At 62.0% G+C, this 26048-nt stretch carries 26 protein-coding genes and 2 pseudogenes; 20 read left to right on the top strand and 8 right to left on the bottom strand.

Features of this window, described 5'->3' with window-relative positions:
- Window positions 1-7 precede the first annotated feature (7 nt).
- From LB559_RS00355 to LB559_RS00340, 4 genes are read left to right on the top strand one after another with little or no spacing between them, the layout of a single operon-like run.
- On the top strand, window positions 8-463 hold the full coding sequence (locus LB559_RS00355) for a GNAT family N-acetyltransferase (RefSeq protein WP_224672833.1): 456 nt from the start codon (window positions 8-10) through the stop codon (window positions 461-463).
- A complete protein-coding gene (locus tag LB559_RS00350) occupies window positions 463-2028 on the top strand; it encodes an amidase (protein WP_027161542.1) in 1566 nt (521 codons plus the stop codon). Before LB559_RS00355 ends, LB559_RS00350 begins: the two co-directional genes overlap by 1 nt.
- Window position 2029: 1 nt before the next feature.
- A complete protein-coding gene (locus LB559_RS00345; protein ID WP_224672832.1) occupies window positions 2030-2560 on the top strand; it encodes a hypothetical protein in 531 nt (176 codons plus the stop codon).
- Window positions 2561-2567: 7 nt separating this feature from the next.
- Complete coding sequence (locus LB559_RS00340; RefSeq protein ID WP_024503482.1) at window positions 2568-3359, top strand: YdcF family protein; 792 nt, start codon at window positions 2568-2570, stop codon at window positions 3357-3359.
- On the opposite strand, the gene LB559_RS00335 is transcribed toward LB559_RS00340, so the two are convergent.
- On the bottom strand, window positions 3338-4051 hold the full coding sequence (locus tag LB559_RS00335; RefSeq protein ID WP_027161543.1) for a DUF599 domain-containing protein: 714 nt from the start codon (window positions 4049-4051) through the stop codon (window positions 3338-3340). The two genes, LB559_RS00340 and LB559_RS00335, sit on opposite strands and share 22 nt — an antisense overlap.
- Window positions 4052-4229: 178 nt before the next feature.
- Here LB559_RS00335 and LB559_RS00330 point away from each other — a divergent pair, with 178 nt between their 5' ends.
- The 4 genes from LB559_RS00330 to LB559_RS00315 all read left to right on the top strand — a co-directional run bounded on the left by LB559_RS00330 (window position 4230) and on the right by LB559_RS00315 (window position 7661).
- Window positions 4230-5633, top strand: a complete 1404-nt coding sequence (locus LB559_RS00330; protein ID WP_063167959.1) for an L-serine ammonia-lyase — start codon at window positions 4230-4232, stop codon at window positions 5631-5633.
- 76 nt (window positions 5634-5709) lie between these two features.
- Window positions 5710-6147: a DUF1489 family protein gene (locus LB559_RS00325; protein ID WP_224672831.1), complete on the top strand. Its 438-nt coding sequence runs from the start codon at window positions 5710-5712 to the stop codon at window positions 6145-6147.
- An 84-nt stretch (window positions 6148-6231) separates the two neighbouring features.
- Window positions 6232-6963 (top strand): hypothetical protein, encoded by a 732-nt coding sequence (locus tag LB559_RS00320; protein ID WP_027161546.1) that lies wholly within the window; start codon window positions 6232-6234, stop codon window positions 6961-6963.
- Window positions 6963-7661 (top strand): DnaJ domain-containing protein, encoded by a 699-nt coding sequence (locus LB559_RS00315; protein ID WP_224672830.1) that lies wholly within the window; start codon window positions 6963-6965, stop codon window positions 7659-7661. The genes LB559_RS00320 and LB559_RS00315 overlap by 1 nt, the downstream gene beginning before the upstream one ends.
- A gap of 46 nt (window positions 7662-7707) precedes the next feature.
- Here the strand turns inward: LB559_RS00315 and LB559_RS00310 are convergent, their stop codons facing one another.
- Window positions 7708-9117 (bottom strand): D-alanyl-D-alanine carboxypeptidase, encoded by a 1410-nt coding sequence (locus tag LB559_RS00310; protein ID WP_013531777.1) that lies wholly within the window; start codon window positions 9115-9117, stop codon window positions 7708-7710.
- A gap of 285 nt (window positions 9118-9402) precedes the next feature.
- Between LB559_RS00310 and LB559_RS00305 the strand changes: the two genes are divergently transcribed.
- From LB559_RS00305 to LB559_RS00290, 4 genes and pseudogenes are all read left to right on the top strand, one after another.
- Window positions 9403-9732: a phasin family protein gene (locus tag LB559_RS00305; RefSeq protein WP_013531776.1), complete on the top strand. Its 330-nt coding sequence runs from the start codon at window positions 9403-9405 to the stop codon at window positions 9730-9732.
- 296 nt (window positions 9733-10028) lie between these two features.
- Window positions 10029-10358: an ATP-dependent Clp protease adapter ClpS gene (clpS, locus tag LB559_RS00300; protein ID WP_023812950.1), complete on the top strand. Its 330-nt coding sequence runs from the start codon at window positions 10029-10031 to the stop codon at window positions 10356-10358.
- Between the two features lie 6 nt (window positions 10359-10364).
- Window positions 10365-12833 (top strand): ATP-dependent Clp protease ATP-binding subunit ClpA, encoded by a 2469-nt coding sequence (gene clpA / locus LB559_RS00295; protein ID WP_013531774.1) that lies wholly within the window; start codon window positions 10365-10367, stop codon window positions 12831-12833.
- Between the two features lie 59 nt (window positions 12834-12892).
- Window positions 12893-13239 (top strand): annotated as a pseudogene (locus LB559_RS00290) (phosphotransferase-like protein).
- 41 nt (window positions 13240-13280) lie between these two features.
- On the opposite strand, the gene LB559_RS00285 reads toward LB559_RS00290, so the two are convergent.
- From LB559_RS00285 to LB559_RS00265, 5 genes are all read right to left on the bottom strand, one after another.
- On the bottom strand, window positions 13281-14417 hold the full coding sequence (locus LB559_RS00285) for a phosphatase PAP2 family protein (protein ID WP_224672829.1): 1137 nt from the start codon (window positions 14415-14417) through the stop codon (window positions 13281-13283).
- 203 nt (window positions 14418-14620) lie between these two features.
- Window positions 14621-15052: an HIT family protein gene (locus LB559_RS00280; RefSeq protein WP_027161550.1), complete on the bottom strand. Its 432-nt coding sequence runs from the start codon at window positions 15050-15052 to the stop codon at window positions 14621-14623.
- 85 nt (window positions 15053-15137) lie between these two features.
- Window positions 15138-16352 carry a GNAT family N-acetyltransferase gene (locus LB559_RS00275; protein WP_013531771.1) on the bottom strand — a complete coding sequence of 405 codons (1215 nt, stop codon included), beginning with the start codon at window positions 16350-16352 and terminating at the stop codon, window positions 15138-15140.
- Window positions 16353-16402: 50 nt separating this feature from the next.
- Complete coding sequence (locus LB559_RS00270; protein WP_024503355.1) at window positions 16403-17131, bottom strand: glycerophosphodiester phosphodiesterase; 729 nt, start codon at window positions 17129-17131, stop codon at window positions 16403-16405.
- 14 nt (window positions 17132-17145) lie between these two features.
- Window positions 17146-17610 carry a RidA family protein gene (locus LB559_RS00265; RefSeq protein ID WP_024503354.1) on the bottom strand — a complete coding sequence of 155 codons (465 nt, stop codon included), beginning with the start codon at window positions 17608-17610 and terminating at the stop codon, window positions 17146-17148.
- Between the two features lie 138 nt (window positions 17611-17748).
- Here LB559_RS00265 and LB559_RS00260 point away from each other — a divergent pair, with 138 nt between their 5' ends.
- The 5 genes from LB559_RS00260 (at window position 17749) to tsf (ending at window position 22335) form a co-directional block, all read left to right on the top strand.
- Complete coding sequence (locus LB559_RS00260) at window positions 17749-18576, top strand: cell envelope integrity EipB family protein (RefSeq protein ID WP_013531768.1); 828 nt, start codon at window positions 17749-17751, stop codon at window positions 18574-18576.
- A gap of 102 nt (window positions 18577-18678) precedes the next feature.
- Entirely contained in the window at window positions 18679-19977 is a 1299-nt protein-coding gene (locus LB559_RS00255; RefSeq protein WP_224672828.1) for a hypothetical protein, read from the top strand.
- A 58-nt stretch (window positions 19978-20035) separates the two neighbouring features.
- Window positions 20036-20314 (top strand): DUF4031 domain-containing protein, encoded by a 279-nt coding sequence (locus tag LB559_RS00250; RefSeq protein ID WP_013531766.1) that lies wholly within the window; start codon window positions 20036-20038, stop codon window positions 20312-20314.
- Between the two features lie 202 nt (window positions 20315-20516).
- Window positions 20517-21305 (top strand): 30S ribosomal protein S2, encoded by a 789-nt coding sequence (gene rpsB / locus LB559_RS00245; RefSeq protein ID WP_013531765.1) that lies wholly within the window; start codon window positions 20517-20519, stop codon window positions 21303-21305.
- A gap of 109 nt (window positions 21306-21414) precedes the next feature.
- Window positions 21415-22335, top strand: a complete 921-nt coding sequence (tsf, locus tag LB559_RS00240) for a translation elongation factor Ts (protein ID WP_013531764.1) — start codon at window positions 21415-21417, stop codon at window positions 22333-22335.
- 34 nt (window positions 22336-22369) lie between these two features.
- Here tsf and LB559_RS00235 read toward each other — a convergent pair whose 3' ends face one another.
- On the bottom strand, window positions 22370-23296 hold the full coding sequence (locus LB559_RS00235) for a LysR family transcriptional regulator (protein WP_224619222.1): 927 nt from the start codon (window positions 23294-23296) through the stop codon (window positions 22370-22372).
- A gap of 116 nt (window positions 23297-23412) precedes the next feature.
- On the opposite strand from LB559_RS00235, the gene LB559_RS00230 reads away from it, so the two are divergent.
- The 3 genes and pseudogenes from LB559_RS00230 (at window position 23413) to pyrH (ending at window position 25956) form a co-directional block, all read left to right on the top strand.
- Window positions 23413-23940, top strand: a complete 528-nt coding sequence (locus tag LB559_RS00230) for a nuclear transport factor 2 family protein (RefSeq protein WP_224672827.1) — start codon at window positions 23413-23415, stop codon at window positions 23938-23940.
- A 37-nt stretch (window positions 23941-23977) separates the two neighbouring features.
- A pseudogene (locus tag LB559_RS00225) lies at window positions 23978-25086 on the top strand (aldo/keto reductase).
- A 147-nt stretch (window positions 25087-25233) separates the two neighbouring features.
- Entirely contained in the window at window positions 25234-25956 is a 723-nt protein-coding gene (gene pyrH, locus LB559_RS00220; protein ID WP_013531760.1) for a UMP kinase, read from the top strand.
- The last annotated feature ends 92 nt before the right edge of the window (window positions 25957-26048 follow it).

The raw sequence follows: 26048 nt of genomic DNA, 5'->3' as shown, positions 1-26048 counted from the left end.
CCGGCCGATGGCAATCGACATCGCCATTGAAACGCCACTGCAGGACGACGTGCGCGGCCTGGTCGAGGAACTCAACCAGACCTTGCTCGAACTGACGCCGCCGGAGCATTGCTACCATCTGACGGTCGAGCAGATGGCTGGTGAGGACACGACTGTCTTCATCGCCCGCGACGACGGCATGGCCATTGGCTGCGGTGCGCTGAAACGCCATGACGGCGCTGTCGGCGAGGTCAAGCGCATGTACACGCGGCCCTCGCATCGCGGGCAGAAGATCGGCGCGAAAATCGTCGAGCAGGTCGAGGCGCTGGCGCGCAACGAGGGGCTGAAGCGCCTGGTGCTGGAGACGGGCGACCGTCACCCCGCGGCGTGGACGGTCTACGAACGCGCCGGGTTTTCGCGTTGCGGCCCGGTGCTGGATTATCCCGATTCCGAGTGGTCGGTGTTTTACGAAAAGAGCCTTTGATGAGCGACCTGACCCAGCTGACGATTTCACAGGCCCGCGCCAAGCTGCACGGCAAGGAAATCACCGCGACCGAGATCACCGAGGCCTATCTCTCGGCCATCGATCGCGCCAATCCTGCGCTCAATGCCTATGTCGCGGTGACAGGCGACAAGGCGCGCGACATGGCCAAGGCGTCCGACGCAAGGCTGGTCAAGGGCGAGGGCGGTGCGCTGGAAGGCATCCCGCTCGGAATCAAGGACCTGTTCGGCACCGAAGGCGTCCATACGCAGGCCTGCAGTCATGTGCTGGACGGGTTCAAGCCGCGCTACGAATCGACCGTTACGTCAAATCTGTGGGCCGACGGCGCCGTCATGCTCGGTAAACTCAACATGGACGAGTTCGCCATGGGCTCGTCCAACGAGACGTCCTACTATGGCCCGGTCATCAATCCGTGGCGGCGCTCGCGCCTAGACACGGTGGTGATGCCGACGACGCATCAGGGTGATGGCGGCTTCGTCTCGGCCGGCGGCACCAGGACCGCGCGCAGCCTGGACAATGCGCAGCTGGTGCCGGGCGGTTCTTCCGGCGGTTCGGCAACCGCAGTGTCGGCCTTCCTGTGTGCCGGCGCGACCGCGACGGATACTGGCGGCTCGATCCGCCAGCCGGCCGCCTTCACCGGCACGGTCGGCATCAAGCCGACCTATGGCCGCTGCTCGCGCTGGGGCATCGTCGCCTTCGCCTCGTCGCTCGACCAGGCCGGCCCGATCGCTCGTGACGTGCGCGATGCCGCGATCCTGCTGAAGTCGATGGCCTCCGTCGATCCGAAGGACACGACGTCGGTCGACATGCCGGTACCGGACTATGAGGCCGCGATCGGCAAGCCGATCAAGGGCATGAAGGTCGGCATTCCCAGGGAGTACCGCGTCGACGGCATGCCCGAAGAGATCGAAGCGCTGTGGCAGAAGGGCATTGCCTGGCTGAAGGACGCCGGCGCCGAGATCGTCGATATTTCCCTGCCGCACACCAAATATGCTCTGCCAGCCTATTACATCGTGGCGCCCGCCGAGGCTTCGTCCAACCTCGCCCGCTACGATGGCGTCCGCTACGGCTTGCGCGTGCCGGGCAAGGATATCGTCGACATGTATGAGAAGACCCGTGCCGCCGGTTTCGGCCGTGAGGTCAAGCGCCGTATCATGATCGGCACCTATGTGCTGTCGGCCGGCTATTACGACGCCTACTATCTGCAGGCGCAGAAGGTGCGCAATCTGATCAAGCGGGATTTCGAGACTGTCTTCGCCGCCGGCGTCGATGTCATCCTGACCCCGGCAACGCCATCCGCCGCCTTCGGCATCGCCGACGAGGACATGGCTGCCGATCCGGTCAAGATGTACCTGAACGACATCTTCACCGTCACGGTGAACATGGCCGGCCTGCCGGGCATTGCTGTACCCGCCGGGCTCGACGCCAAGGGTTTGCCGCTCGGGCTTCAGTTGATCGGCCGGCCGTTTGACGAGGAAACCCTGTTCCAGACCGCTGCCGTCATCGAGCAGGCCGCCGGCACATTCCAGCCGGAGAAATGGTGGTAGCATGCCGCCCCCGTCTCGCATTTCCATCGTCGAGACGGAAGACGAACTGCTGATAACCAACCCACCACGCGTCTCGGATTTCAGGATGGGCTTCGTCCTGGTTGGGGCCGCGATCGTTGCCTACACCGGCTACATGGGATTGACCGACACGTCGCCCGCAACCGTCGCCAGCGGCACTCTCGGACTGCTGTCGTTCACTGCGATCATTGCCCTCTTCATCTACTTCCTCGGCAAGGATTTCATGTGGCTGGTGTTCGGCAAAGAAACCCTGCGGCTAACCGACGTGGCAGCCGTGCGCGACGTCAGGGGTTTTGTGCGAAATCGTTCCTCATTGCCTTTGAAAGGGCACCTTGAGGCCGAAATCCTCGACCATACCTATCCAACGGATGAAGCGGGGCTGTCGGAAGTCATCAGGTTGACCAACACCAACGGCGTCCTTGTTTTCGGCAGGGAGTTGAGCCGGCCCGAGGCCGAGGCTGTGACAAGTGCCGTCGAGCATTTCACCGGTCGTGAGAATTCGAGCCGACGATAGGCAGCCAATGTTCTTCTACCTTTCCAAGATCTTCTGGTTCTTCATCCAGCCGCTCAACCTGGCGATCTTCCTGCTGCTAGCGGGACTGCTCGCGGTCACGATCGGGCGCCGACGGTTAGCGGCCGCCGGCAGCGTGCTGGCATTTTTGATCCTTGCACTGTCAGCATGGACGTCGCTCGGCGCCATGATGCTCAATCCGTTGGAAGAGCGCTTTCAACGCCCGCCGCTGCCGGAAAAGGTCGACGGCATCGTCGTGCTCGGCGGCGGCTTCGAGGGCGCCATCAATCTGGCGCGCGGCGGCTATGAGCTGAACAGCAGCGGCGATCGGATGGTCGAGACCGCGATTCTCGCCCGGCGCTTTCCCACCGCCAAGGTGGTCGTCTCCGGCGGCACCGGCGCGTTGTTTCTCGATGGCGAGGGCGATGCCGCAACCGCGCCGCGCCTGCTCACCGCGCTTGGCGTGGCCGCCGACCGGATGATCCTGGAGAACAAGTCCCGCAACACCTATGAGAACGCGGTCTTCACCAAGGAGTTGGTAACGCCGAAGCCCGGCGAGACCTGGCTGCTGGTGACCTCGGCCTTCCATATGCCGCGCGCCAAGGCGCTGTTCGACAAGGCCGGCTTTGCAACCGTTCCATGGCCGGTCGACTATCGCACCTCGGGACGGGAAGGCGTCGGCCTGTTCCGCGACAATCCAGCCGATTCGCTGCAGGCCACCACCATGGCCATCCGGGAATGGATCGGGCTTTTTGCCTACTGGCTGTCAGGCCGGATCGATCAGCCTTTTCCGGGCGGCTGACCGATCACCGCCTGCCTGGCCGCCGAGAAGAACTGGCGCCGCACCAGCACCGCCAGCAGCAACAGCGTCGACAACACGAACACCATGGGGTCGACGAACCAGCCGAGATAACCGATCGAGAAGAACACGCCGCGCAGGCCGGAGTTGAAGTGCTTTCCGGCCAGCATGTTCATTTGCGCCGCACGCCACACCGCCGTTTCGGTGACCGGATTGCGCGAGGCTTCGCCATGCGGGATCGGTACGGCGCCGATCAGGATCGTGCAATAATTGAACAGCCGGTACGCCCAGCCGAATTTGAAGAACGAAAACGCCAGGATCAGCACCAGCCCAAACACCTTTATCTGGAAGGCCGCGCGCGACGGCGCGCCACCCAGAGGCAGGTCGCTGAGCACTTCAAGAACCCGGTCGGACGCGCCGAGCAGGGCAAAGCAGCCGCCGATCGCGATCAGCGAGCTGGAGGCGAAGAAGGCGGTGCCTTGCTGCAGCCCGCTCATGATGGCGGTGTCGACGATGCGGATCTCGCGCTCGGCCATGGTCCGCATCCAGGCTTGCCGCTGTGCATTCATCGCCGTCGTCAGCGACATCCGGCTGACAAGCTTGCCGTCGGAGGCAAACGTGTGCAGCAGCCACGCGACGAGGAAGAAGGCCAGCGCCGCGAGATCGGCTGTCGAAAGATCGAGGGAATCGCCCATGGCCTGAATTTATCACATTCAGGGCGATCGCTTCGATGTCCGCATTCAGCGATCGTGCCAATGTCGCTGCCGGAGCAAACAAGGTCGGCGGGTGCAGCGCCGCGATTTCCAAAAGAGCGGAAACATCGTGGGAATTCCTATATGTAGTCCTCGACCTGACTCCAGGAGACAACGCCGCGTGTTCCTTTCGGTTTTCGACCTGTTCAAGATCGGCATAGGACCCTCGAGTTCGCACACGATGGGACCGATGACCGCCGCGGCGCGGTTTCTCGACGAGGTCGCGGGAAATGACTGGCCGCGCCCGGCGGGTGTGAAGGTCGACCGCCTTGGCGCCAGCCTGCACGGGTCACTCGCCTATACCGGCATCGGCCACGGCAGTGACCGCGCCGTCATGCTCGGCCTTGCCGGTCTGACGCCGCAGACGGTCGATCCCGACCAGGCCGATGGCATTGCCAGTCGCATCGCCGCCGAAAAGCGTATTTCGCCGCCCGGCCATCCCACCTATCGCTTCGATCCGGCCAGCGATCTGGTGCTGGACCGCAAGACGCCGCTCACCGGCCACGCCAACGGCATGGCGTTCTACGCCTATGATTCCGGCGGCCGCCTGCTGCTCAAGCGCATCTATTATTCGATCGGCGGCGGCTTCGTGGTTTCCGAAGAGGAACTGCAGCGGATGAAGGCCAAGGGATCGGTGACGACGGAAGGCAAGAAAGTGCCTTATCCGTTCAAGAATGCGGTCGAGATGCTGGCCATGGCCGGCAAAAGCGGCCTTTCCATCGCCGACATGAAACGCGTCAACGAGGAGACGCAGATGACGCGCGAGGCGCTCGACGCCGGCCTCGACGGCATCTGGAGCGCCATGAAAGGCTGCATCGACCGCGGCCTGTCGCAGGACGGCATCATGCCGGGCGGGTTGAAGGTGCGCCGCCGGGCCCGCATGCTGCATGACAAGCTGCAGGAGCAATGGCAGCAGAACAAGCCCAATCCCTTGCTCGCCAATGACTGGCTGTCGATCTACGCCATGGCGGTGAACGAGGAAAATGCTGCCGGTGGCCGGGTCGTCACAGCGCCGACCAACGGTGCGGCCGGCACGCTGCCGGCGGTGCTGCGCTACTGGCTGCATTTCCATCCCGAGGCGGACCAGCCGAGCATTCGTGATTTCCTGCTGACGGCTGCTGCCGTCGGCGGCATCATCAAGACCAATGCTTCGATCTCCGGCGCCGAAGTCGGCTGTCAGGGCGAGGTCGGGTCGGCATCGGCAATGGCGGCGGCCGGCCTGTGCGCCGTCATGGGCGGTACGCCCGAGCAGGTCGAGAATGCCGCCGAGATCGCGCTCGAACACCATCTCGGCATGACCTGCGATCCGGTTGGCGGGCTGGTGCAGGTGCCGTGCATCGAGCGCAATGCGCTGGGCGCGGTCAAGGCGGTGACGGCAGCGTCACTGGCCATCAAGGGCGACGGCACCCATTTCGTACCTCTCGATGCAGCGATCGAGACTATGCGCCAGACCGGCCTCGACATGAACGAGAAGTACAAGGAAACCAGCCTGGGTGGGCTCGCCGTCAACGTCGTGGAATGCTGAAGGCTGGCCTAAACTGCCACTGTGGAGAAGTCGATCCGGTCGTTGACGCGTCCGCATGCGGGACTAACCTTAAGCGATGTCTCTCAATCTCATAAAACTCTGTGTCGGCTGCGACAGCGTCGAAGATCTCGAGGAGTGGATCGCCTTCCGCCTCGACGAGCGGCGGCGCGCCGGTGAGCCGGTCGAGCAATATCACACCACGCGCATGATGCCGACGCGCGGCGCCGAGGTCACCGATGGCGGTTCGCTCTATTGGGTGATCAAAGGAAATGTGCAGTGCCGCCAACTGATCACCGAGATCCGGCCGTTCACCGATAGTGAAGGCATCGGCCGCTGCCACCTGGTTCTCGACCCGAAGGTTGTTCGAACCGACTGGCAGCCGCGCCGGGCCTTTCAGGGCTGGCGCTATCTGAAGCCGGCCGACGCGCCGCTCGATCTGGGCAAGGGCAAGGCCGGACTGATCGAGATGCCGCCGAAACTCAGGCGCGAGCTTGCCGACCTCGGCCTGCTCTGACCCCAGGTGGCATCACCGTCTGGCCCTTTGTGCCGCCCGATGTGGGGCTTGCAAGCGATGTGGCAACGCCACATCTTGTTTTTTATGAGCGATAAGAAGCAACCTGTGCCAGCGAGGACCAATCCTGCGCCGATCAAGCCCCAATCCAACGCCGGCGAGATCGACGCCTTCATTCGCCAGGCGAGGACACTTGCCGCATCGGCGACCGGTTCGGGCAGGCTGATCCTTGCTCTCGACGCGACGATGAGCCGCCAGCCGACATGGGATCTGGCCTGCACGCTGCAGGGCCAGATGTTCGACGCCGTCGGCAAGGCAGGAACCCTCAGCGTGCAACTGGTTTATTTTCGCGGTCTTGGCGAGTGCCGTTCGTCCGCTTTCGTGAGCGACACCAATGCCTTGAAGCAGCTGATGACGCGGATCGAGTGCCGCAGCGGTCATACCCAGATCGGCAAGGTGCTGGCGCATGCGTTGAAACAGACGGCAACCGCTAAGGTCAATGCGCTGGTCTATATCGGCGATGCGATGGAAGAGGATATCGACGATCTGGCCGAAAAGGCCGGCAGCCTCGGCCTTCATGGCGTTCCTGTCTTCGTCTTTCAGGAAGGCCATGATTCCAGCGCGGAAAAGGCGTTCAAAGAGGTTGCGCGGCTGTCCAAGGGGGCCTGGTTCCGGTTTGATCGGCGGGCTGCCGCGACCCTGGCCGGACTGCTTTCGGCTGTCGCCGTGTTCGCGACCGGCGGGTTGAAGGCGCTCGAAGCCAGAGGCAGGCCGGAAGACCGGCTGATGATCGAGCATCTGCGGGGCGGCGGAAAATAATGGGCGCAATCATCGCTTTTGTAGCGTTGCTTTTGCTGCTGCTCGGCGCGGTGACGATCTTTCTGCGTGCCGAGCCAGCGAAACTGGCGGGCACGCTGCGAACGCTCGGGCCGGCTCTTCTGGCAGTTGTCGGCGTCGCCGTGCTGGTGGTCGGCCGTGAAGGCATCGGCGGCATGATCCTCACCGCGGCAATTGCCTGGTATGGTTCCATGCGAATGAAACGCCAGCCGGCGGGGCTTGCACCGGGCAAACGATCGACGGTGCGCACAGCGGCATTGGAAATGGAGCTCGATCACGATACCGGCGGCCTCGAAGGACTGGTCCTGGCTGGCCGCCACGAAGGCAAGATGCTTGGCGCGATGGGGCTGGTGGAATTGCAGCACCTCTACCGCGAACTCTCCGGTGATCCGGAGAGCCGGCAGTTGCTAGAGACGTATCTTGACGGCAGATTTCCCGTCTGGCGCAAAAACACTGAGACGAACGGTGGCGAAGGGCTGGGTGTTGCGCCAGGTCCGGGCGCCATGACTAAGGAGGAGGCCTACAAGGTCCTTGGTCTTGAAGCGGGGGCCGCCGCGGCGGATGTCCGCAAGGCGCACCGCCGCCTGATGCAGCGCCTGCACCCCGATGTCGGCGGCACGTCTTTCCTGGCGGCGCGGATTAACGAAGCCAAGGACGTCTTGCTCTCCAATCACAACTAGTCTCCTTCGACGCAGAATTTTTCCGGGAGATGATTTCCACGCCGTCCTACTGCTGGACGGCGTAGCACTCGATGTTCTTCTTCTTCAAAGCGGTGCAGGCCTTCCAGGCGGCGGTCTTCGAACCGAAGCCGCCGAAGCGGGCGCGATAGTAGGTGACGCCGTCCTTGTCGAAGGCGACGGTGAAGCCGGAGGCGTCGGCCAGCACCTTGGGCGCCTGCTTGGTGGTCTTGTCGAGGAAGGCCTGTGCCTCGGACTGCTTTGGCGACGAGGCGACCTGAATGGCCCAGCCCGACGGCACCGACGCCGTGTTGACCGGGTCGACGGCCGCTGGCGTTGGCTCGGCATAGGCAGCGACGACCTGGGCCGTCGCGACCTGGGGAGCTGAAACGATGACGGTCTTGACCTTTCTGGTCTTGACGACGGGGGCTGCTTCTTCGGCCTGCGGGGTATCGTCTTCCGCGACCGTGGCGTCCTCGGCGACGGTGGCGTCGTCCTGCGCCACAACAGGCTTGTCATCGGGCGTCGGAGCGTCATGCTTGGGCAGGAGAACCTGGGCGAGGGCGGTGACCGGGTTGTTGCCGCCGGCCTTGGCCACCAGATCGCCACCGCCGCGAGTCGATGCCCTCGGCAGATAGGTGTTGATCAAGCTGGCCATCTGATTGTCGCGGCTGCGGCCGGAACTGCCGCCCATGACCACGCCGACGATGCGGCGATTGCCGTCGGAAACCGACGAGACGAGGTTGAAGCCGGAGGCGCGGGTGTAGCCCGTCTTGATGCCGTCGACACCCTTGATGCGTCCGAGCAGGCGATTGTGACCGTTGATGCGCTGACGCCCGTAGAGAAAGGAGCGCTGCGAGAAATAGCCGTAATACTGCGGAAAATGCTCGCGCAGCGCGATGCCGAGCGTCGCCATGTCGCGCGCGGTGGTGAACTGGCCAGGGTCTGGCAGGCCGTTGGCGTTGCGGAACACGGTGCCGTTCATGCCCAGCGCACGCGCCTTGGCGGTCATCATGCGGGCAAAAGTGGTTTCATTGCCGCCGAGCATTTCGCCGAGCGCGGTGGCCGAGTCGTTCGCCGACTTGGTGACGATCGACAGGATCGCGGTCTCGACCGTGACCGAACCGCCCGGCTTCACGCCAAGTTTCGTCGGCGCCTCGGCGGAGGCCTTGGCGGAAAACACCACTGGCGTATTCCTGCTGATCTTGCCCTTCGCCATCGCTTCGAAGGTCAGGTACAGCGTCATCATCTTGGTCAGCGAAGCTGGATAGCGCCTGCCGTTGGCATCTGCGGAGTAAAGCACCTTGCCAGTCTTGGCATCCACGACGATGGCCGCCTGCTTGGCCGCCAGCGACGAGGCAACGTCTCCAAAAACGAATGTCATCGCCAAGGCGATGATCATCATCGTTTTGAGAGGGGAGGTGGATTTGGAAACGATGCCCAACAACGCCTTACGCACTGGTACTTCCCTTGGATTTCTTCGTTGCGTTGGAGGCGGCAAAGGGTCCTGCCTCGCTTCCGGCCAAGCTACCGGCGCAGCGTTACCAATCCGTTTATGGTAACCGCCGCGTTCACCATTTTCTTCGTGCTTGAAGCTCTCTTTATTCGATTTTTAGCCATTGGCTGCGCAGGCGGGTCCGCAAGCCCGCGAAATCTTGACTTTTGTGCGGCGCACAATATATTATCTTGCATTGCACAAGGGCGCCCCGAAGAAGGACGCCTCAACCGTCAAGGGAATCGTGAAATGACCCAGACCTATGAGGACTTCAGCAAATACGGCAAAGAGTTCGCCGACACCGGATTGAAGAGCTTCGCGTCGCTCTCCAAGGGCGCACAGGCGATTGCCACCGAGGCTGGTGAATACACCAAGAAGAGTTTTGAAACCGGCAGCGCCACTGTGGAGAAGCTGTTTTCAGCCAAGTCGCTGGAAAAGGCCATCGAGATCCAGTCGGACTATGCCAAGCAGTCCTATGAGGCTTTCGTCGCCGAGGCCACCAAGATTGGCGATCTCTATGCCGAACTCGCCAAGGAAGCCTACAAGCCATTCGAATCGATCGTTGCCAAGGCGAAGTAATTTCGCCCGGGCGAACTGATTTCGCCTGACGTGACCCGGATTCAGCCTTTTGACCCGAGAAAAAGCCCGGCCGTGGAAACGTGGCCGGGCTTTTTCGTGTCAATTTCCGTTCCAGAGCCTCGCGCCCCTTCACGATTGCGAAAATCGTCCAAGTTTGGTGACCTAGCCATATTGTCAGCTAACCAGAAGGGCTTAAAATCGTACATCGAACACCTACATGTCGAACTCGCATGGGGAATCGAAAGAGGCAGGAATACGTGACGATCGGTTTGACTGCCACGAGACGCGTGGTGCGAATGCAAGACGGCGACGGTAACGGCAATGGGGCCGGCCGTGGGACGGCCGTTATCACGCGCACCAAAACCAAGACCAAGAAGCCCAGCCTTTATCGGGTCCTCATCCTCAACGACGACTACACTCCGATGGAGTTCGTGGTTCACGTGCTGGAGCGTTTTTTCCAGAAGGATCGCGAAGCCGCCACACGCATCATGCTTCATGTTCACAATCATGGAGTGGGCGAGTGCGGGGTCTATACATTCGAGGTGGCCGAGACCAAAGTGTCCCAGGTCATGGATTTCGCCCGACAGAATCAGCATCCGCTGCAATGCGTGATGGAGAAGAAGTGAGGTAACATGCCGGCTTTCTCCCAAGGCCTGGAAAAGGCGCTTCACCAGGCGCTGACGCTCGCCAATGAGCGGCACCATGAATATGCAACCCTAGAACATCTGCTGCTCGCGCTCATCGACGACACCGAGGCGGCCGCCGTCATGCGCGCCTGCAATGTCGATCTCGATGAGCTCAAGCATACGGTTCTCACCTATATCGACACCGAGCTGGACAACCTCGTCACCGGTTACGACGAGGACTCCAAGCCGACGGCCGGTTTCCAGCGCGTCATCCAGCGCGCGGTGATCCATGTGCAGTCTTCTGGCCGCGAGGAGGTTTCGGGCGCCAACGTGCTCGTCGCCATCTTCGCCGAGCGCGAGAGCCATGCCGCCTATTTCCTGCAGGAACAGCAGATGACCCGCTACGATGCGGTCAACTACATCTCGCACGGCATTGCCAAGCGTCCGGGCGCGTCGGAGACACGCTCGCCGCGCGGCGCCGACGACGAGCAGGGCGGCCAGAACGGCGCCGAGCCGCAAGAGGAAGGCGGCAAGAAGAAGCAGCAGCAGGACGCGCTGACGGCTTATTGCGTCAACCTCAACAACAAGGCCAAGGCCGGCAAGATCGATCCGCTGATCGGCCGCGAGTCCGAGATCAACCGCACGATCCAGGTGCTGTGCCGCCGCTCCAAGAACAACCCGCTCTATGTCGGTGACCCCGGCGTCGGCAAGACGGCGATCGCCGAGGGCCTGGCCAAGCGCATCGTCGAGGGCGACGTTCCCGAAGTGCTGCACAATGCCACCATCTTCGCGCTCGACATGGGCACGCTGCTCGCCGGCACGCGCTATCGCGGTGATTTCGAGGAACGGCTGAAGCAGGTCGTCAAGGAGCTCGAGGATTATCCTGGCGCCGTGCTGTTCATCGACGAGATCCACACGGTGATCGGAGCAGGGGCGACTTCAGGCGGCGCCATGGATGCGTCCAACCTGTTGAAGCCGGCGCTGTCGTCGGGTGCGATCCGCTGCATCGGCTCGACCACCTACAAGGAATTCCGCCAGTTCTTCGAGAAGGACCGTGCCTTGGTGCGGCGCTTCCAGAAGATCGACGTCAACGAGCCGACCATCGAGGACGCCATCGAGATCATGAAGGGCCTCAAGCCCTATTATGAGGAGTTCCACAAGGTGAAGTTCACCAACGAGGCGATCAAGGCCTCGGTGGAACTGTCGGCACGCTACATCAATGACCGCAAGCTGCCGGACAAGGCGATCGACGTGATCGACGAGACCGGCGCCTCGCAGATGCTGGTGCCGGAAGCCAAGCGCAAGAAGACTATCGGCATCAAGGAGATCGAGGCGACGATCGCCACCATGGCCCGCATCCCGCCGAAGACGGTTTCGGCCGACGACGAGAAGGTGCTGCAGGGCCTCGATATCGAGCTGAAGCGAGTCGTCTATGGCCAGGACACTGCGATCACCGCACTGACCTCGGCGATCAAGCTGGCGCGTGCCGGCCTGCGCGAACCGGAGAAGCCGATCGGCTCCTACCTGTTCTCCGGCCCGACCGGCGTCGGCAAGACCGAAGTGGCCAAGCAGTTGGCCGCGTCGCTCGGCGTGGAGCTGATCCGCTTCGACATGTCGGAATATATGGAGCGCCACACCGTGTCGCGGCTGATCGGTGCTCCTCCCGGCTATGTCGGCTTCGACCAGGGCGGTCTTCTGACGGACGGCGTCGACCAGCATCCGCATTGCGTGCTGTTGCTGGACGAGGTCGAGAAGGCGCATCCGGACCTGTTCAACATCCTGTTGCAGGTTATGGATCATGGCAAGCTGACCGACCACAACGGCAAGCAGATCGACTTCCGCAATGTGATCCTGATCATGACCACCAATGCGGGTGCGTCGGATGCGCAGCGCGCAGCGATCGGCTTCGGCTCGACCAAGCGCGAAGGCGACGATGTCGAGGCGATCAACCGGCTGTTCACGCCGGAGTTCCGTAACCGTCTCGATGCGATCATCCCGTTCGGCTCGCTGCCGGTGCCGGTCATCCATCAGGTGGTGCAGAAGTTCGTCATGCAGCTCGAGGCCCAGCTTTCCGAGCGTGGCGTCACCTTCGACCTGTCGGCGGACGCGATCGCCTGGCTCGCCGACAAGGGCTATGATGAGCGCATGGGCGCGCGGCCGCTCGGTCGTGTGATCCAGGAGCACATCAAGAAGCCATTGGCCGACGAGGTGCTGTTCGGCAAGCTCAAGAAGGGCGGCACGGTGCGCGTCACCGTCGAGAAGAAGGAAACCGGCGAGACCGGCCTGAAGCTCGAATCGCTGGCCGACGAGGCGCCGGTGAAGCCGAAGAAGGAAGAGCCGGAAGAAACGCCGAAGTCCAGAAAGGCCGTGGTGAAAAAGCCGGCGGCCAAGAAGCTGGTGGCGCAGAAGCCCGAAGCCAAGGGCAAGGACGGCGGCAAGCGCAGCCTGGTGCCACAACTGCCCCGAAAGAACTGAGCTTACGAAAGTCAAAAAAGCCCCGGAGACGGGGCTTTTTTATTGGAGCGAGGGTAGGCATAATCGGCCAGATCATCATCCTGAACGGTGCGCCGCGATCGGAAAACAAGCATCGCCAAGGCTGTTCAGGAGTGCTTCGATAGCGTCTGGATCAATCTCGGTGTCGACGTTTGCGAGCAGGCCATGCCGCCGCGCTATCGCCCAGGGATGGGATTGCGGCCCGATGGCGCGCCTGTGGCAGGAAGAGGTGCACCGGCCCGGCGTGTACGATCTGGAAGTCGACACGTCGCTCCTGAGCCCTGGGCAATGCGCGGACACGCTCGCAGAGCAGCTTCGGCAAGGACCGTATCGAACATCGTTTCGGAAATTGTCCAACCCATCCAGCGCCGCCCTTGAGGCGTTTTGACCGGCATGCCGCCGCAGGCGAGTTCGTCCAGATCGGCGAATTTACATCCCGCAAAGGGCCGGCGATTGCATGGTGGAGCTCTCAGCGGCCGCGCTGTCCGACTCGAAACGGGTCAGCAAATATCCGCACGCCTTCCAGATCGCGACCATCAGGGATGCGCCCGCATAGCCATCCACGGCATAGTGCCAGCCAAGCACGACGGATCCGACCATAATGACGCCCGCGAATAACCACATCACAACACCGGCCAGCCGAGACCGCCGCGTTGCATAGAGAGCGAACAGCACCGCCATCGCAACGTGCAGGGATGGGAAGGCGGATATACCGACGCTGCCGGTAGTTGCGCCGGTGTAGCCACCCCACAGCATATCCTGCGTGTTGAGCGCCCAGATTGGATAGATGCGATCGGCGGTGGCGAGTGCTTGCATGAGGGCGTGAAAGTCGTTGCCGAACCCCAATCGCTCGTAAAAGCAAGGGCCAGCCGACGACAGGCCCATCGCGAGGAAGAAGCCACCCAGCGTCCACACCGTCATGAAGCTCATCAGGAACTGGTGACGCAGCTTCGTATCCTTGCGTGCGATGCACACGGTGAAAACCGCGGTAATGAGCACGACGAACCAGAAATTGTAAGCGATGTTGATGATCTTCAATGCAAGCGGCGACTGGACGATAAACCACAACCATTCGTGCGGGGCTCGACCGAAATGCAGGATGCGGTCGGCCTGAGCCAATGCCTTGTCCCATGCAAACGGAGAGAGGATTGCAATGGCTCCCTTCAACACACCGATCACGGATATGAAGGCAAGACCCGCACCCAGGCCATTCAGACTGTTGGCAATGCGTTCGGCGTCGCCAAAGAATCTACCCAGTGACTTCAGGAAGGTGTGCAGCGGTTCGGTATCCCGCTGGACCAGCGCAAGATGGAGAAGCGTCCCAAGTGCAAAGGCTGAGCCGCAAATCCAGAAGGCGATGAAAAGATACTCAGCGTATTCCTCCAGAACGCCGAAATCCGGCATGTTTCCAGTGTGCCACCCGACTGCGCTTGCCAGAAGCAGCGCAGCGGCAGCCATAGCGTGCAGCAGCCGGTGTCGCCAAAAGGCATCCGCCAAGATGCCAAGAAAAGCACGCTCGACAATTGCCCCCGCCAGTGGGGCCGATGCCGCAACCGAATGTTCCATGGTTTTGAAGCCCCACAGCTCGCCACGCGTTAGCATTTTACCGTGAGATGGTTCGATATTTCCTAATCAGACGATTAGAGTTGCAAACGGTTGAGTCGGCACTGGGCACGGCCGGGCATTAGAATCGGCTTCTGGACTGAACGGCGCTTGTTAGTCCGATATTCTCGACCAGGTCCACCACATCATTGGCGGACCTCCCGCTCTCAATTTTTGAGTGCAGTCCGTATCTTTTCGGCGTTCCCGACCAGAATCTCCGGCTTCTCCATCTCGCCCGTGTGCGGCTTCAGCGGGATGCCGTCGAAGCGCGGAATGACATGCACATGCAGATGATAGACGGTCTGCCCCGAGGCCGGCTCATTGAACTGCATGACGGTGACGCCATCGGCGCCGAAGGCCTTTTTCACCGCCAGCGCCACTTTCTGAACGGCGCTCAAGAGATGGCCGAAAATTGACGGATCGGCATCGAGAAGGTTGCGCGACGGCGCTTTCGGCACCACCAGCGTATGGCCGAGCCCCTGCGGCATCACATCCATGAAGGCGATGACCGCGTCATCCTCGTAGACACGGTGCGAGGGAATTTCGCCGCGCAGGATCTTGGCGAAAATGTTGTCGGTATCGTAGGCGGCCTCGGTCATGGCGAACGCTCCGGATTGTGCCTTCGTGTAGCGAAGGCGTCGAAATTCGGCAAGATATCGTCGCCCCCCAGCCGGCCAACCGGGGCTACTCCTCGAGATCCTTGCGGAACGGGGTATGCTCTTCCAGATATTCGCTCATCCGCTCCACCTCCTGCCGTTCGCGCCGAAGATAGTCGGCGACGGCGTTGCGCAGGCCTGGGTGCGCAATGTAGTGCGCGGAATGCATGGTCACCGGCCGGTAGCCGCGCGCCAGCTTGTGCTCGCCCTGCGCTCCCGCCTCGACCACCTTGAGCTTGCGCTCGATGGCGAAGTCGATCGCCTGGTGATAGCAGACCTCGAAATGCAGGAAGGGATGGTCCTCGATGCAGCCCCAGTTGCGGCCATAAAGTGCATCCGAACCGATGAAATTGATCGCGCCGGCGATATAGCGCCCGTTGCGCCTAGCCATCACCAGGAGGATGTCGTCGGCCATGCGCTCGCCGATCATCGAGAAGAATTGACGATTGAGATAGGGCCGGCCCCATTTGCGACTGCCGGTGTCCATGTAGAAGGCGAAGAAATCGTCCCAGGCTTTCTCCGTGAGGTCCTTGCCGGTCAGCCGGTCGATTGAGATGCCTGGGGCAAGCGCTTCGCGCCTTTCCTTTTTCATCGCCTTTCGCTTGCGCGAGGCAAGGGTGGCGAGGAAGTCGTCATAGGTTGAAAAGCCTTCGTTGAAGAAATGGAATTGCTGGTCGGTGCGGTGCAGGAAACCGGCTGCTTCCAGCACCTCCACATCGCTCTCTTGCGCGAAGGTGACATGTGCGGAAGAGACACCGAGCTTTTGGGTCACCGCCTTCAGGCCCGCCGCGAGACCGGCCTTCACCTTGGCACTGTCCTCGCCCCTGGTGACCAGCAGGCGAGGGCCGGTGACCGGGGAGAACGGCACGGCACTTTGCAGTTTGGGATAGTAGCGGCCACCGGCGCGTTCGAACGCATCCGACCAGCCATGGTCGAACACATATTCGCCCTGGCTGTGCGATTTGAGATAACAGGGCACCGCGCCCAGCAATCTGCCCCGCCCATCCTCCAGCCTGAGATGGTGGCCCTGCCAACCAGTGCGGCGCACGGCGCATCCGGAATCCTCAAGGGCGCTCAGGAAAGCGAATGAAACCAAAGGATTGTAGCTGGTTTCTAAATCGCCGCGCGCAGTTCCCGCAAAGCCATTCCATTCATCACAGGTGAAGGCGCCGATGCCGGCGGCGACGCGGATCGAATAGTCCGCATTGGCCGTTTGTCCGTCACCCTCGTCGCCCTGATCCATGAGGCTTATTTAAGCTCCGTCCGGCCTGGTGCAAGTCACGTTTCAGACACTCAGGCGACTTTGACCAGATCGGGTTCGAACCCTTCGAACGTCATCTGATCGGCATATCTGAAGGTCAGGTCGACCGCCGGCTGGTCATGCACCGTCCAGGTGATAACAGGCATTTTCAGCCTTTCACGCACGAAGCTGACAAATGGGTTTGGCAGGTCGCCGGCGGCGTAGGAGGTGAAGGCGATCTCATGCGCCAGCATGGCGAAATGCGCCTCGATCAACCCGACGTCCTTGCCGTAGGCGGTGAGACCCCCTGGGATACCCGGCGCGTCCTTCGGAAAATCGCGGACCAGCCAATGGTCGAACGACATGATCGCCGCCTTGCCCTTGTAGCGCTTGAGCATCTTGCCGACGCTTGCCACCAGGCCTTCGTCATAGCCGGGCGTGCCTTTCAGCTCGACGACCAGTGGCACGCGGCCATCGACCAGGTCGAGCGCTTCCTGCAGCGTCGGCACATGGTCCGCCGTGCCACCGACCCTGAGCGCCGCGAGTTCAGCTGCGGTACGCTGCCAGACGAAACCATCCTGGCCGGTCAGGCGCTTGAGATCGCCGTCATGGATGATGACGGGAACGCGGTCGGACGACAGGTGCACGTCGCATTCGATGGCGTAGCCGCGTTCGGCGGCTGCGGCGAAGGCCGACAGCGTGTTTTCCCAGCGCGTCTTGTTCATGTCGTGGAAGCCGCGGTGGGCAACGGGCCGGGCGGTCAGCCAGGATAGGTCGGTCATATCTGTACCCTGGCTCATGCGACTTCGAAGATGGCTTCGATTTCCACTGCGGCATTAAGCGGCAGGCAGGCCGTGCCGACGGCGGAGCGTGCATGCTTGCCGCGCTCGCCAAGGGCGGCGACCAGGAAATCGGAGGCGCCGTTGGCAACCAGATGCTGCTCGACGAACTCGGGTGACGAGGCGACGAAAACGGTGATCTTCACCAGACGGCTGATCTTCTCGAGGTCGCCGAGTGCTGCTTTGGCCTGCGCCAGGATGTTGATCGCGCAGTATTTTGCCGCGTCCTTGCCGCCTGCCGTGTCGACGTCGCGGCCGAGCAGCCCGCTCGCCTGCAGCTTGCCGTCCTTGAGCGGCAATTGCCCGGCAGTGAACAGCAAATTGCCGGTCCTGCAATAGGGCACGTAGTTGGCGGCGGGCGCGGCGGCGACGGGAAGCGTCACGCCCAGATCGCTTAGCCGCTTTTCGATTGTTTCACTCATGGTATTTCCCTATTGCTTGGTGACGCCGCGCCGGCCGGGCCGAAATTGCTATTTTTGCCTCGCTTCCGCCACGACTTTTTTTAAGCTGGACCATCTTTCCCTGCGGCCTGCCATCAGTCGCGACGATCGGAGTACCTCATGCGCGCAACGCGCCTCGCATTCCATGCCGTCCTGTTGTCGGGGATATTCTCGATAGGTCCTGTCTTCGCGGCGCCGGCGCTGCAAGCCCACCGCGCCGTTTACGATCTTACCCTGAAAAAGGCTTCCGATCAGTCCGGCATCACGGGCATATCCGGCCGCATGGTCTATGAGTTCAATGGCTCGGCCTGTGAAGGCTATACGGTGAAATTCCGTTTCGTCACCCAGATCGTCACCGCCGACAACACTAGGTTGACCGACCAGCAGACGACCACTTTCGAGGATGCCGAGGGCAAGACCTTTTCGTTCGTGACAAAGTCCTTCGTCGACCAGAATCTCGACAAGGAGGTCAAGGGCATCGCCACGAAAGAAACCAAGGGCCTGAAGGTCGACATCGACAAGCCTGAAAAGAACAGCGTCGAGCTCGCGACAACCCAATTCCCGACCCAGCATTTGGTCGAATTGATCGGCAAGGCCGAAAAAGGCGAGAATTTTTACGAAACCAACCTGTTCGACGGTTCCGAAGACGCCAACAAGGTGATGACCACCACCGTCGTTGTCGGCAAGAAAACCGATGCCGACAAGGCCGACCCGGAAGCTTCGGCACTGGCAAAGCTCGCCACCGACAAATACTGGCCGGTCGACATCGCCTATTTCGACGACACCAACAAGACCGGCGAAGAGGTTCCGGAATACCGTATCAGCTTCAAGCTGCATGAGAACGGCATCACCCGCGATCTCGTCATGGACTATGGCGACTTCTCGATGACCGGCAAGCTGGTCAACCTGTCGCTGTTCGACCAGACAAAACCTTGTCCCGCCAAATAGTGCCCGTTTGCCACGGCACGGCGTGGTCGTAACGAACGACTTGAACGTGCCGCAATCGTCTCCCAACCTGCTTCCCAGCGTCCAGGCGCGAGGGGGATCAGCTTGAGCAGGATCGATACGTTCGTCGCGCCGCGGCCCAACCCGGCACTGATCAGGGCCATGACATCCGTCAACCGGATCGTCATGCTGCGCGGCATTCCCGGGTTTCGGGATCTGTTGCCGTTCAATCGCCTGGCCGGTCTGCGCGGCGTCTCAAATGTCCGCCATATCGACTTTCCCGACGCCGATCTTGAGCGGCTGAAGGCCAGTTGCGGGGCAGGGAAGGCGACCTTCATCACGCCCAATCATCCCGAGTTCTTCACCGACTGGATGATCGACAAGGAAATCGTGTCGCAGGTCAGCCCGCTCACGGCCTCATGGGCGACCAATGGTGTCGTCAACGGCCTTGGCCGGCTGATGCAGAAGTTCTGGCTTGCCAACAATCTGATCGCCCAGATACCCGGCAACAGCGGGGCAGCGAAGGAACACTCGATCGCCTGGGCCCTGAAAGGCCATGGCGTGCTGCTGCATCCCGAAGGCGGCGTCGGCTGGCATGCCAATGTCGTTGCGCCTTTGCTGCCGGGTGCCGTCGAGATGGGACTGGAAGCCCTCAAACGCGGTCGGGCCACGGATCCCAATTTCAAGGTCTGGATCGCGCCCGTCGTCTGGAAGCTTGCCTTCACCGGCAACGTCGAAGCGGCACTGGCGAGGGAATGCGCCTATGTCGAGAAAAACCTCAAAATAGAACGCCAGGCGACCGACACGCTGCCGCAGCGCATTCACCATGTCTATTCGACACTGCTGGCCCGCGATGAAGCTGCCAGCGGCATGCCGTTCGACCAAAGCGCTTCCTATGCCCAGCGTCAGAGGGTTTTGGTCACCGAGCTCAGCCGCCAGCTCGGCAAAAGCATCTCAGCCGACATTGATGTCGCCGACATCACCGAGCTTCTGCGGCGGGCGCGTCGCTGGCAGCGCGAAAACACTGGCGATGCCGAACGGCAAAGGCAGGTCCGCGCGCTCGTCGATAGGGTTCAGAGGCTGCAACGCGTCGGACCCTGGGCCTGCGCCAATCCGCGCATTAGCCAGGAGGAGATCGCCGAACATCTGAAGCGGATCCGCAACGACTATTGTCGGGGCGGGCTGCGCGACACGATGAACCGGTTCGTTCCGCAGCCGGCCGGGCCGCGTTGCGCCCACATCCGGGTGCCGGAGGCACTGGGCTTGCATGAGCATACGGGCTCGATCGACGATGCGGTTGCCGATCTGCACCGTCGCATGCAGGATACAGTCACCAACATCGTCGCCGAGCTTGCAGTCAATGGCGGCTTCATTTTCTATCCGAATCCATTCTATCGTCACTGACATCAGCCGGGCCATGTGGCCGACTGTCGTGACGGATGGAAGGCAGACAGCAAGCTTTATGGCAGCCTATGTCGACGCAGCGATCTGGAACTGGGCCGGCCATCGCTGGTGCCATCTGTTGGCCGACGACACCGACGAGTTGCATCGCTTTGCCGCGCATCTTGGCGTCAAGCGCTCATCCTACCAGGGGCCGCCCAAGACATCGGCGCCGCATTATGACATAACCGGCTTCGAGCGTGACCGTGCGGTGCGGCTCGGCGCCATCGAATGCAGCCGCGAGGAGATCGTCGCGGTCTTCCGGCGGGTGCGGGTGCCGAACGGCAAGATAAAGCGCTGACGGCAGCGCGCGGATCGTCGCACGCTGCACACAGGTCCCGCGGCACTTGCGTTTATCGCGCATCCCCTCTATATGCGCGCTCATTCCACACACGGACTTTGGTGTCTGCCCGGGAGAAATCCGGCTGAAACCTCCGGTGGCGTTCGAGGACAAAGTCCAAAAATGCCTGTGTCCGTGGAGGCTAACCGGAAAGGAACTTTGAATGGCACTGCCTGATTTCAGCATGCGCCAGCTTTTGGAAGCTGGCATTCACTTCGGCCACCAGACCCATCGCTGGAACCCGAAAATGGCGCCCTACATCTATGGCGCCCGCAACAACATCCACATCATCGACCTCTCGCAGACGGTGCCTTTGCTGCACCAGGCGCTGAAGCAGGTTTCCGACACTGTCGCCAAGGGCGGCCGCGTGCTGTTCGTCGGCACCAAGCGCCAGGCGTCCGACATCGTCGCCGATGCGGCACAGCGTTCGGCCCAGTACTATGTCAACTCGCGTTGGCTCGGTGGCATGCTGACCAACTGGAAGACGATCTCGAATTCGATCCAGCGCCTGCGCAAGCTCGACGAGATGCTGGCCGGCGAGGCGCAAGGGTTGACCAAGAAGGAACGCCTGAACCTCGACCGCGAGCGCGAGAAGCTCGACAAGGCGCTGGGCGGCATCAAGGACATGGGCTCGACGCCCGACCTGATGTTCGTGATCGACACCAACAAGGAAGCGATCGCCATCCTCGAGGCCAAGCGCCTCGGCATTCCGGTCGTCGCCATCATCGATTCGAACTGCGATCCGGACAAGATCGACTTCCCGATCCCCGGCAATGACGACGCGGCCCGCGCCATCCAGCTCTATTGCGATCTGATCGCCAAGGCTGCGATCGACGGCATTGCCCGTCAGCAGGGCGCGCTCGGCGTCGACATCGGCGCTTCGATCGAAGCTCCCGTCGAACCGGCGCTCGACCCGGCTCCGGCCCCGGCTGCAGACGCTCCGGAAGCTTGATAATCGAAGGCCGGTTGCGGCCTTCATCTTTCTCATATTCTGGCACGCTAAACAGACGCACCATCGAATACCGATGGTGCGTCGGTGCATTTAAAACAAAGAGGCGACAATGAGCATTTCGGCTGCACAGGTCAAAGAACTCCGCGACTTGACCGGCGCGGGCATGATGGATTGCAAGGCGGCGTTGACCGAGACCAACGGCAACATGGAAGAGGCCGTCGACTGGCTGCGCAAGAAGGGTATCTCCAAGGCTGACAAGAAGGCTGGCCGCACCGCGGCTGAGGGCCTGATCGGCGTCGACAACGGCGTGCGCGAGGCTGCCGTCGTCGAGGTCAATTCCGAGACCGACTTCGTTGCCCGCAACGCCGCGTTTCAGGAAATCGTCGCCAATGTTGCCAAGGTTGCGCTGGCCTACGGCACGACGGAAGCTGTGGCCGCCGCAAAGTATCCAGGTTCCGACAAGTCGGTTGCCGACACCATCAAGGACGCTGTCGGCACCATCGGCGAAAACATGGGCTTCCGCCGCTCGGCCAAGCTCACCGTCCCGCACGGTGCTGTCGCCACCTACGTCCACAACGCAGTTGCCGATGGTCTTGGCAAGCTCGGCGTTCTGGTCGCGATCGAGACCACGGGCAATGAGCATGCCGCCAATGCCTTTGGCCGCCAGGTTGCCATGCATGTCGCCGCCACCAACCCGCTGGCGCTGACGGCCGAGCAGATCGATCCGGCTGCGGTCGAGCGCGAGAAGGCGATCTTCGCCGATCAGGCGCGCCAGTCCGGCAAGCCGGAAGCGATCATCGAAAAGATGGTCGAAGGCCGCCTACGCAAGTTCTATGAGGAAGTCGTGCTCCTGAAGCAGGCCTTCGTGCTCAATCCCGACATCACTGTCGAGCAGGCACTGAAGGATGCCGAGAAGGAAATCGGCGCTCCGGCCAAGATTTCCGCCTATCTGCGCTTTGCGCTCGGCGAAGGCATTGAAAAGGAAGAGACCGATTTCGCGGCGGAAGTCGCGGCTGCGGTGAAGAAATAATCCTTACAAATAGCCCCTGAAGGGGCTTCTCAGCTCAGGCAACTCGGCCGGGTGTCCGCAAGGATGCCCGGCCGATTTCTTGTGCGGTGTCGATAAAGGCCCTGAGCTTCGGCGCCATTGACGCCCGGCGCGGGAAATAGAGGAATAGCCCCGGTTCCTCGATCGCCGTCTGCGGCAGCACCTGGACCAGGCGGCCCGCGGCAAGATCGGCGCGCGCCAGCGGCTCGAAGACATAGGCAAGCCCGACGCCTGCAAGCGCAAGATCGATTGCTGCGAGCGAATCCGTCACGACAACGCTGCCCCGCGTCTCCATGGCGATGTCCTTGCCATCCTCGATCAGATCCCAGCGATAGAGCGCACCGGAGCGGACGAGCCGGTAGCCAATACAATTGTGGTTCGCCAAATCGGCAACGCTGCTGGGACGGCCGTGCCGTCCGACATAAGCGGGCGAGGCCACGATGACGACGGAGAACGGCGGCGTCAGCCGGACCGCGACCATGTCCTGGGCGATCATCTCGCCAAGCCGGATGCCGGCATCGAAGCCTTCGCCGACGATATCAACCAGACCCTGGTCAGCGAAGACCTCGACGGTAACCTCCGGATAGCGCTCGGCCATCGCGGCGACCACCGGCGTCACCGCCAATGGTATGGCGATGTTGGAGGCGTTGATCCTGAGCAGGCCAGACGGCCTGCCTTTGACGCTGCGGATACGGTCCATCCGCTCGGCAATATCCTGGAGGGCCGGAGCCGCCGTTTCCACCAGCGCCTTGCCGGCCTCGGTGAGCGAAACGCTGCGCGTCGTCCGTGCGAACAAAGGCTGGCCGATCCGCTCTTCGACAATGCGCACCGCATGGCTGACTGCCGAAGGGCTCATGCCGAGTTCGGCGGCGGCAAGCGCAAAGCCGCCGCGTCGGGCCACGGCGACGATCACAGGCAAGTGGGTGAGCAGGTCCCGGTCCATTCATGCATGATATCGCATGGTCCATGCGAACAATGCAATCTTATCGATGTCGGCCGAGCGGTCCACATTGCCGGCCGCACGTCGGCGATGGGCTGATGGCATCGAGGAGAAAGAACATGAATGCGTTGAAGCGCGTAACTTTCGCGGCAGGCATGGCGTTGGCGCCGATGGACGCCGGCGGGGCGGAGCCATCAGACTGGCGGGCGCTCGCAGACGAACGCGCGGTCATTCGCATTGCCGATGCAATCGACCGGGCCGTCGACGCCCAGGACTGGAAGCTTGCACGCAGCTATTTCGCGGATCGGGCCACTGCCGATTTCAGCAGCCTTTCCGGACAGCCGGCGGCCAACATCGCTTCCGACGACCTGATTGGCGCCTGGGCGGCCAACCTCAAGGGCAGCAAGACAAGCCTGCATCTGCGCACCAATCACCAGGTCGTTCTCGAAGGGGACACGGCGACTGTCCTGTCGAACGGCTATGCCTGGAACCGGATGGAAGGCAATGGCGACCCGCTTTGGGAGGTCTGGGGCACCTATGAGCATCACCTGACGCGTTATGCGGATGGCTGGAAGGTCGATGGCTTTGCGTTCCGCATGACACACGAGCGCGGCAATCCCTGGGTCAAGACCACTCCGGGCCAGTGACGCTCGGGCATCTATCACCAAGCATTGGAAGACGATTATGACCATGACCTACTACACTCTTGGCAACAGCGGCCTCAGGGTCAGCGGCTGGCGCTGGGCACGATGACTTTCGGCACGGAATGGGGCTGGGGAGCCGACAGGGAAACGGCGCGGGCGATGTTCGACGCCTATGTCGAGGCGGGCGGCAATTTCTTCGACACGGCGGATCTCTACACAGACGGCACGGCCGAAGCCTGGCTTGGCGAATTCATCGCCGAGCGCGGCTTGCGCGACATGGCGGTGATCGCCAGCAAGTTCACCATGAACATGCAGCCCGGCAATCCGAATGCCGGCGGCAATGGCCGCAAGAACATCATGCGGGCCGTCGATGCTTCGCTGAAACGGTTGGGGACCGACTATATCGATCTCTATCTCATGCATGTCTGGGACAGGCTGACCCCGGCCGAGGAGGTCATGCGCACGCTGGACGACCTGGTTCGGATGGGCAAGGTGCGCCATGTCGGTCTTTCGGATGTGCCCGCCTGGTATGCGGGCCGCGCACAGGCGATCGCCGAATTGCGCGGATATGAGCCGGTTTCGGCGCTACAGCTCGAATATTCATTGGCCGAACGCGCGATCGAGAATGAGTTCGTGCCATTCGGCACGCGCCATGGCGCCGGCATCATGGTGTGGAGCCCGCTGGCCAGCGGACTGCTGAGCGGTAAGTATCGGCCGGCTCAGGCCGGAACCGCGGGCCGGCTCGACGGATTTCGCAACTCGACGCATCCGGGGTTCCAAAAGTTCACGCAACGCAACTGGGCTATCGTGGCCGAACTCGAGAAGGTCGCATCCGAGATCGGCCGCAGCATGCCTCAGGTCGCGCTCAACTGGGTAGCGACGCAGCCGGGGATCGCGACCGTCATTCTCGGTGCGACGACGCTCAGCCAAATGCAGGACAATCTTGGCGCGCTGGATTTCGAGATTCCGAAAGCGCATCGCGACCGGCTGGAGAGGGTCAGCAGAACTCCAGCGCCGTTTCCCTATTCCTATTTCGGCGCGCAGATACAGGCGCGCGTCACCGGCGGCGCGACAACCGGCGACAAGCCCTCCAACTACGTGTCACCGGTGCTTATCGAAGGAGAGTCGGCCAGCGTGTCCACCAATTGATTGATGGGACAGGAAACCGGCGAATTTGCCGTTTGGGCGCCGCGTGACATCGCGGCGCCCTTCGTGTATCGGAACGCCATTGTTTCGAGGCGGCGCCTGCGCGAGGGTAGCCACCGGAGCGCGCCACATGCAAATGAAGAGGCCCAGATGACGGTGAAGCCCCTCTACCGACGTGTCTTGTTGAAAGCGTCGGGCGAAGCATTGATGGGCGAGCAGCATTTCGGCATCGACGTTTCAGTGGTGGATCGCATCGCCGGCGACATCGCCGAGGCGCGTGCATTGGGCATCGAGGTCGGCGTCGTCATCGGCGGCGGCAACATCTTTCGCGGCGTGGCGGTTGCCTCCAAGGGCGGCGACCGTGTCACCGGCGACCACATGGGCATGCTTGCCACGGTGATCAACTCGCTGGCGCTGCGCACGTCGTTGAACAAGATCGGCGTCGACGCCGTGGTGCTTTCGGCGATCGCCATGCCCGAACTTTGCGAGAGCTTTTCGCAGCGCCAGGCGACTGCCTACATGAACCAGGGCAAGGTGGTGATCTTCGCCGGCGGCACCGGCAATCCGTTCTTCACCACTGATTCGGCCGCCGCCCTCCGCGCGGCTGAAATTGGCGCCGACGCACTGTTCAAGGGTACTCAGGTCGACGGCGTCTACTCGGCGGACCCGAAGAAGGACCCGAATGCGACGCGTTTCGAGCGCATCAGCCATGGCGAAGTCATAAATCGCGGCCTTTCCATCATGGATACTGCAGCGATTGCACTTGCGCGCGAAAACAACATTCCGATAATCGTCTATTCGATCCACGAAAAAGGTGGTTTCGGCGATATTCTGAGGGGCGGCGGCCGCTGCACGGTCGTCGCGGACGATTGATCGGCGGCCTGGCCCGAAGGGAAACCGGTTTTCGAAGGTCCGATTCGAAGACGGCCCCGAAGCAGTGAGCCCGCATTAGACGGGTCGAGGAG

It is taken from the genome of Mesorhizobium sp. BR1-1-3, assembly GCF_020165455.1.
GTDB classification, from domain to species: Bacteria; Pseudomonadota; Alphaproteobacteria; order Rhizobiales; family Rhizobiaceae; genus Mesorhizobium; species Mesorhizobium ciceri.
The sequence above is the reverse complement of the archived record's forward strand: the minus strand, read 5'-3'. Positions and strand labels throughout refer to the sequence as shown.

Excerpts from the sequence above, each read along its gene's own strand:
- LB559_RS00320 (WP_027161546.1), top strand. The coding sequence starts at position 6,232 with ATGAGCGATAAGAAGCAACCTGTGCCAGCGAGGACCAATCCTGCGCCG.
- LB559_RS00350 (WP_027161542.1), top strand. The coding sequence starts at position 463 with ATGAGCGACCTGACCCAGCTGACGATTTCACAGGCCCGCGCCAAGCTG.
- LB559_RS00315 (WP_224672830.1), top strand. The coding sequence starts at position 6,963 with ATGGGCGCAATCATCGCTTTTGTAGCGTTGCTTTTGCTGCTGCTCGGC.
- LB559_RS00230 (WP_224672827.1), top strand. The coding sequence starts at position 23,413 with ATGAATGCGTTGAAGCGCGTAACTTTCGCGGCAGGCATGGCGTTGGCG.
- pyrH (WP_013531760.1), top strand. The coding sequence starts at position 25,234 with ATGACGGTGAAGCCCCTCTACCGACGTGTCTTGTTGAAAGCGTCGGGC.
- LB559_RS00275 (WP_013531771.1), bottom strand. The coding sequence starts at position 16,352 with ATGGATCAGGGCGACGAGGGTGACGGACAAACGGCCAATGCGGACTAT.
- LB559_RS00265 (WP_024503354.1), bottom strand. The coding sequence starts at position 17,610 with ATGAGTGAAACAATCGAAAAGCGGCTAAGCGATCTGGGCGTGACGCTT.
- LB559_RS00305 (WP_013531776.1), top strand. The coding sequence starts at position 9,403 with ATGACCCAGACCTATGAGGACTTCAGCAAATACGGCAAAGAGTTCGCC.
- clpA (WP_013531774.1), top strand. The coding sequence starts at position 10,365 with ATGCCGGCTTTCTCCCAAGGCCTGGAAAAGGCGCTTCACCAGGCGCTG.
- LB559_RS00270 (WP_024503355.1), bottom strand. The coding sequence starts at position 17,131 with ATGACCGACCTATCCTGGCTGACCGCCCGGCCCGTTGCCCACCGCGGC.
- LB559_RS00235 (WP_224619222.1), bottom strand. The coding sequence starts at position 23,296 with ATGGACCGGGACCTGCTCACCCACTTGCCTGTGATCGTCGCCGTGGCC.
- LB559_RS00280 (WP_027161550.1), bottom strand. The coding sequence starts at position 15,052 with ATGACCGAGGCCGCCTACGATACCGACAACATTTTCGCCAAGATCCTG.
- LB559_RS00340 (WP_024503482.1), top strand. The coding sequence starts at position 2,568 with ATGTTCTTCTACCTTTCCAAGATCTTCTGGTTCTTCATCCAGCCGCTC.
- LB559_RS00345 (WP_224672832.1), top strand. The coding sequence starts at position 2,030 with ATGCCGCCCCCGTCTCGCATTTCCATCGTCGAGACGGAAGACGAACTG.
- tsf (WP_013531764.1), top strand. The coding sequence starts at position 21,415 with ATGAGCATTTCGGCTGCACAGGTCAAAGAACTCCGCGACTTGACCGGC.
- LB559_RS00355 (WP_224672833.1), top strand. The coding sequence starts at position 8 with ATGGCAATCGACATCGCCATTGAAACGCCACTGCAGGACGACGTGCGC.
- LB559_RS00335 (WP_027161543.1), bottom strand. The coding sequence starts at position 4,051 with ATGGGCGATTCCCTCGATCTTTCGACAGCCGATCTCGCGGCGCTGGCC.
- LB559_RS00285 (WP_224672829.1), bottom strand. The coding sequence starts at position 14,417 with ATGGAACATTCGGTTGCGGCATCGGCCCCACTGGCGGGGGCAATTGTC.
- LB559_RS00250 (WP_013531766.1), top strand. The coding sequence starts at position 20,036 with ATGGCAGCCTATGTCGACGCAGCGATCTGGAACTGGGCCGGCCATCGC.
- rpsB (WP_013531765.1), top strand. The coding sequence starts at position 20,517 with ATGGCACTGCCTGATTTCAGCATGCGCCAGCTTTTGGAAGCTGGCATT.
- clpS (WP_023812950.1), top strand. The coding sequence starts at position 10,029 with ATGCAAGACGGCGACGGTAACGGCAATGGGGCCGGCCGTGGGACGGCC.
- LB559_RS00260 (WP_013531768.1), top strand. The coding sequence starts at position 17,749 with ATGCGCGCAACGCGCCTCGCATTCCATGCCGTCCTGTTGTCGGGGATA.
- LB559_RS00325 (WP_224672831.1), top strand. The coding sequence starts at position 5,710 with ATGTCTCTCAATCTCATAAAACTCTGTGTCGGCTGCGACAGCGTCGAA.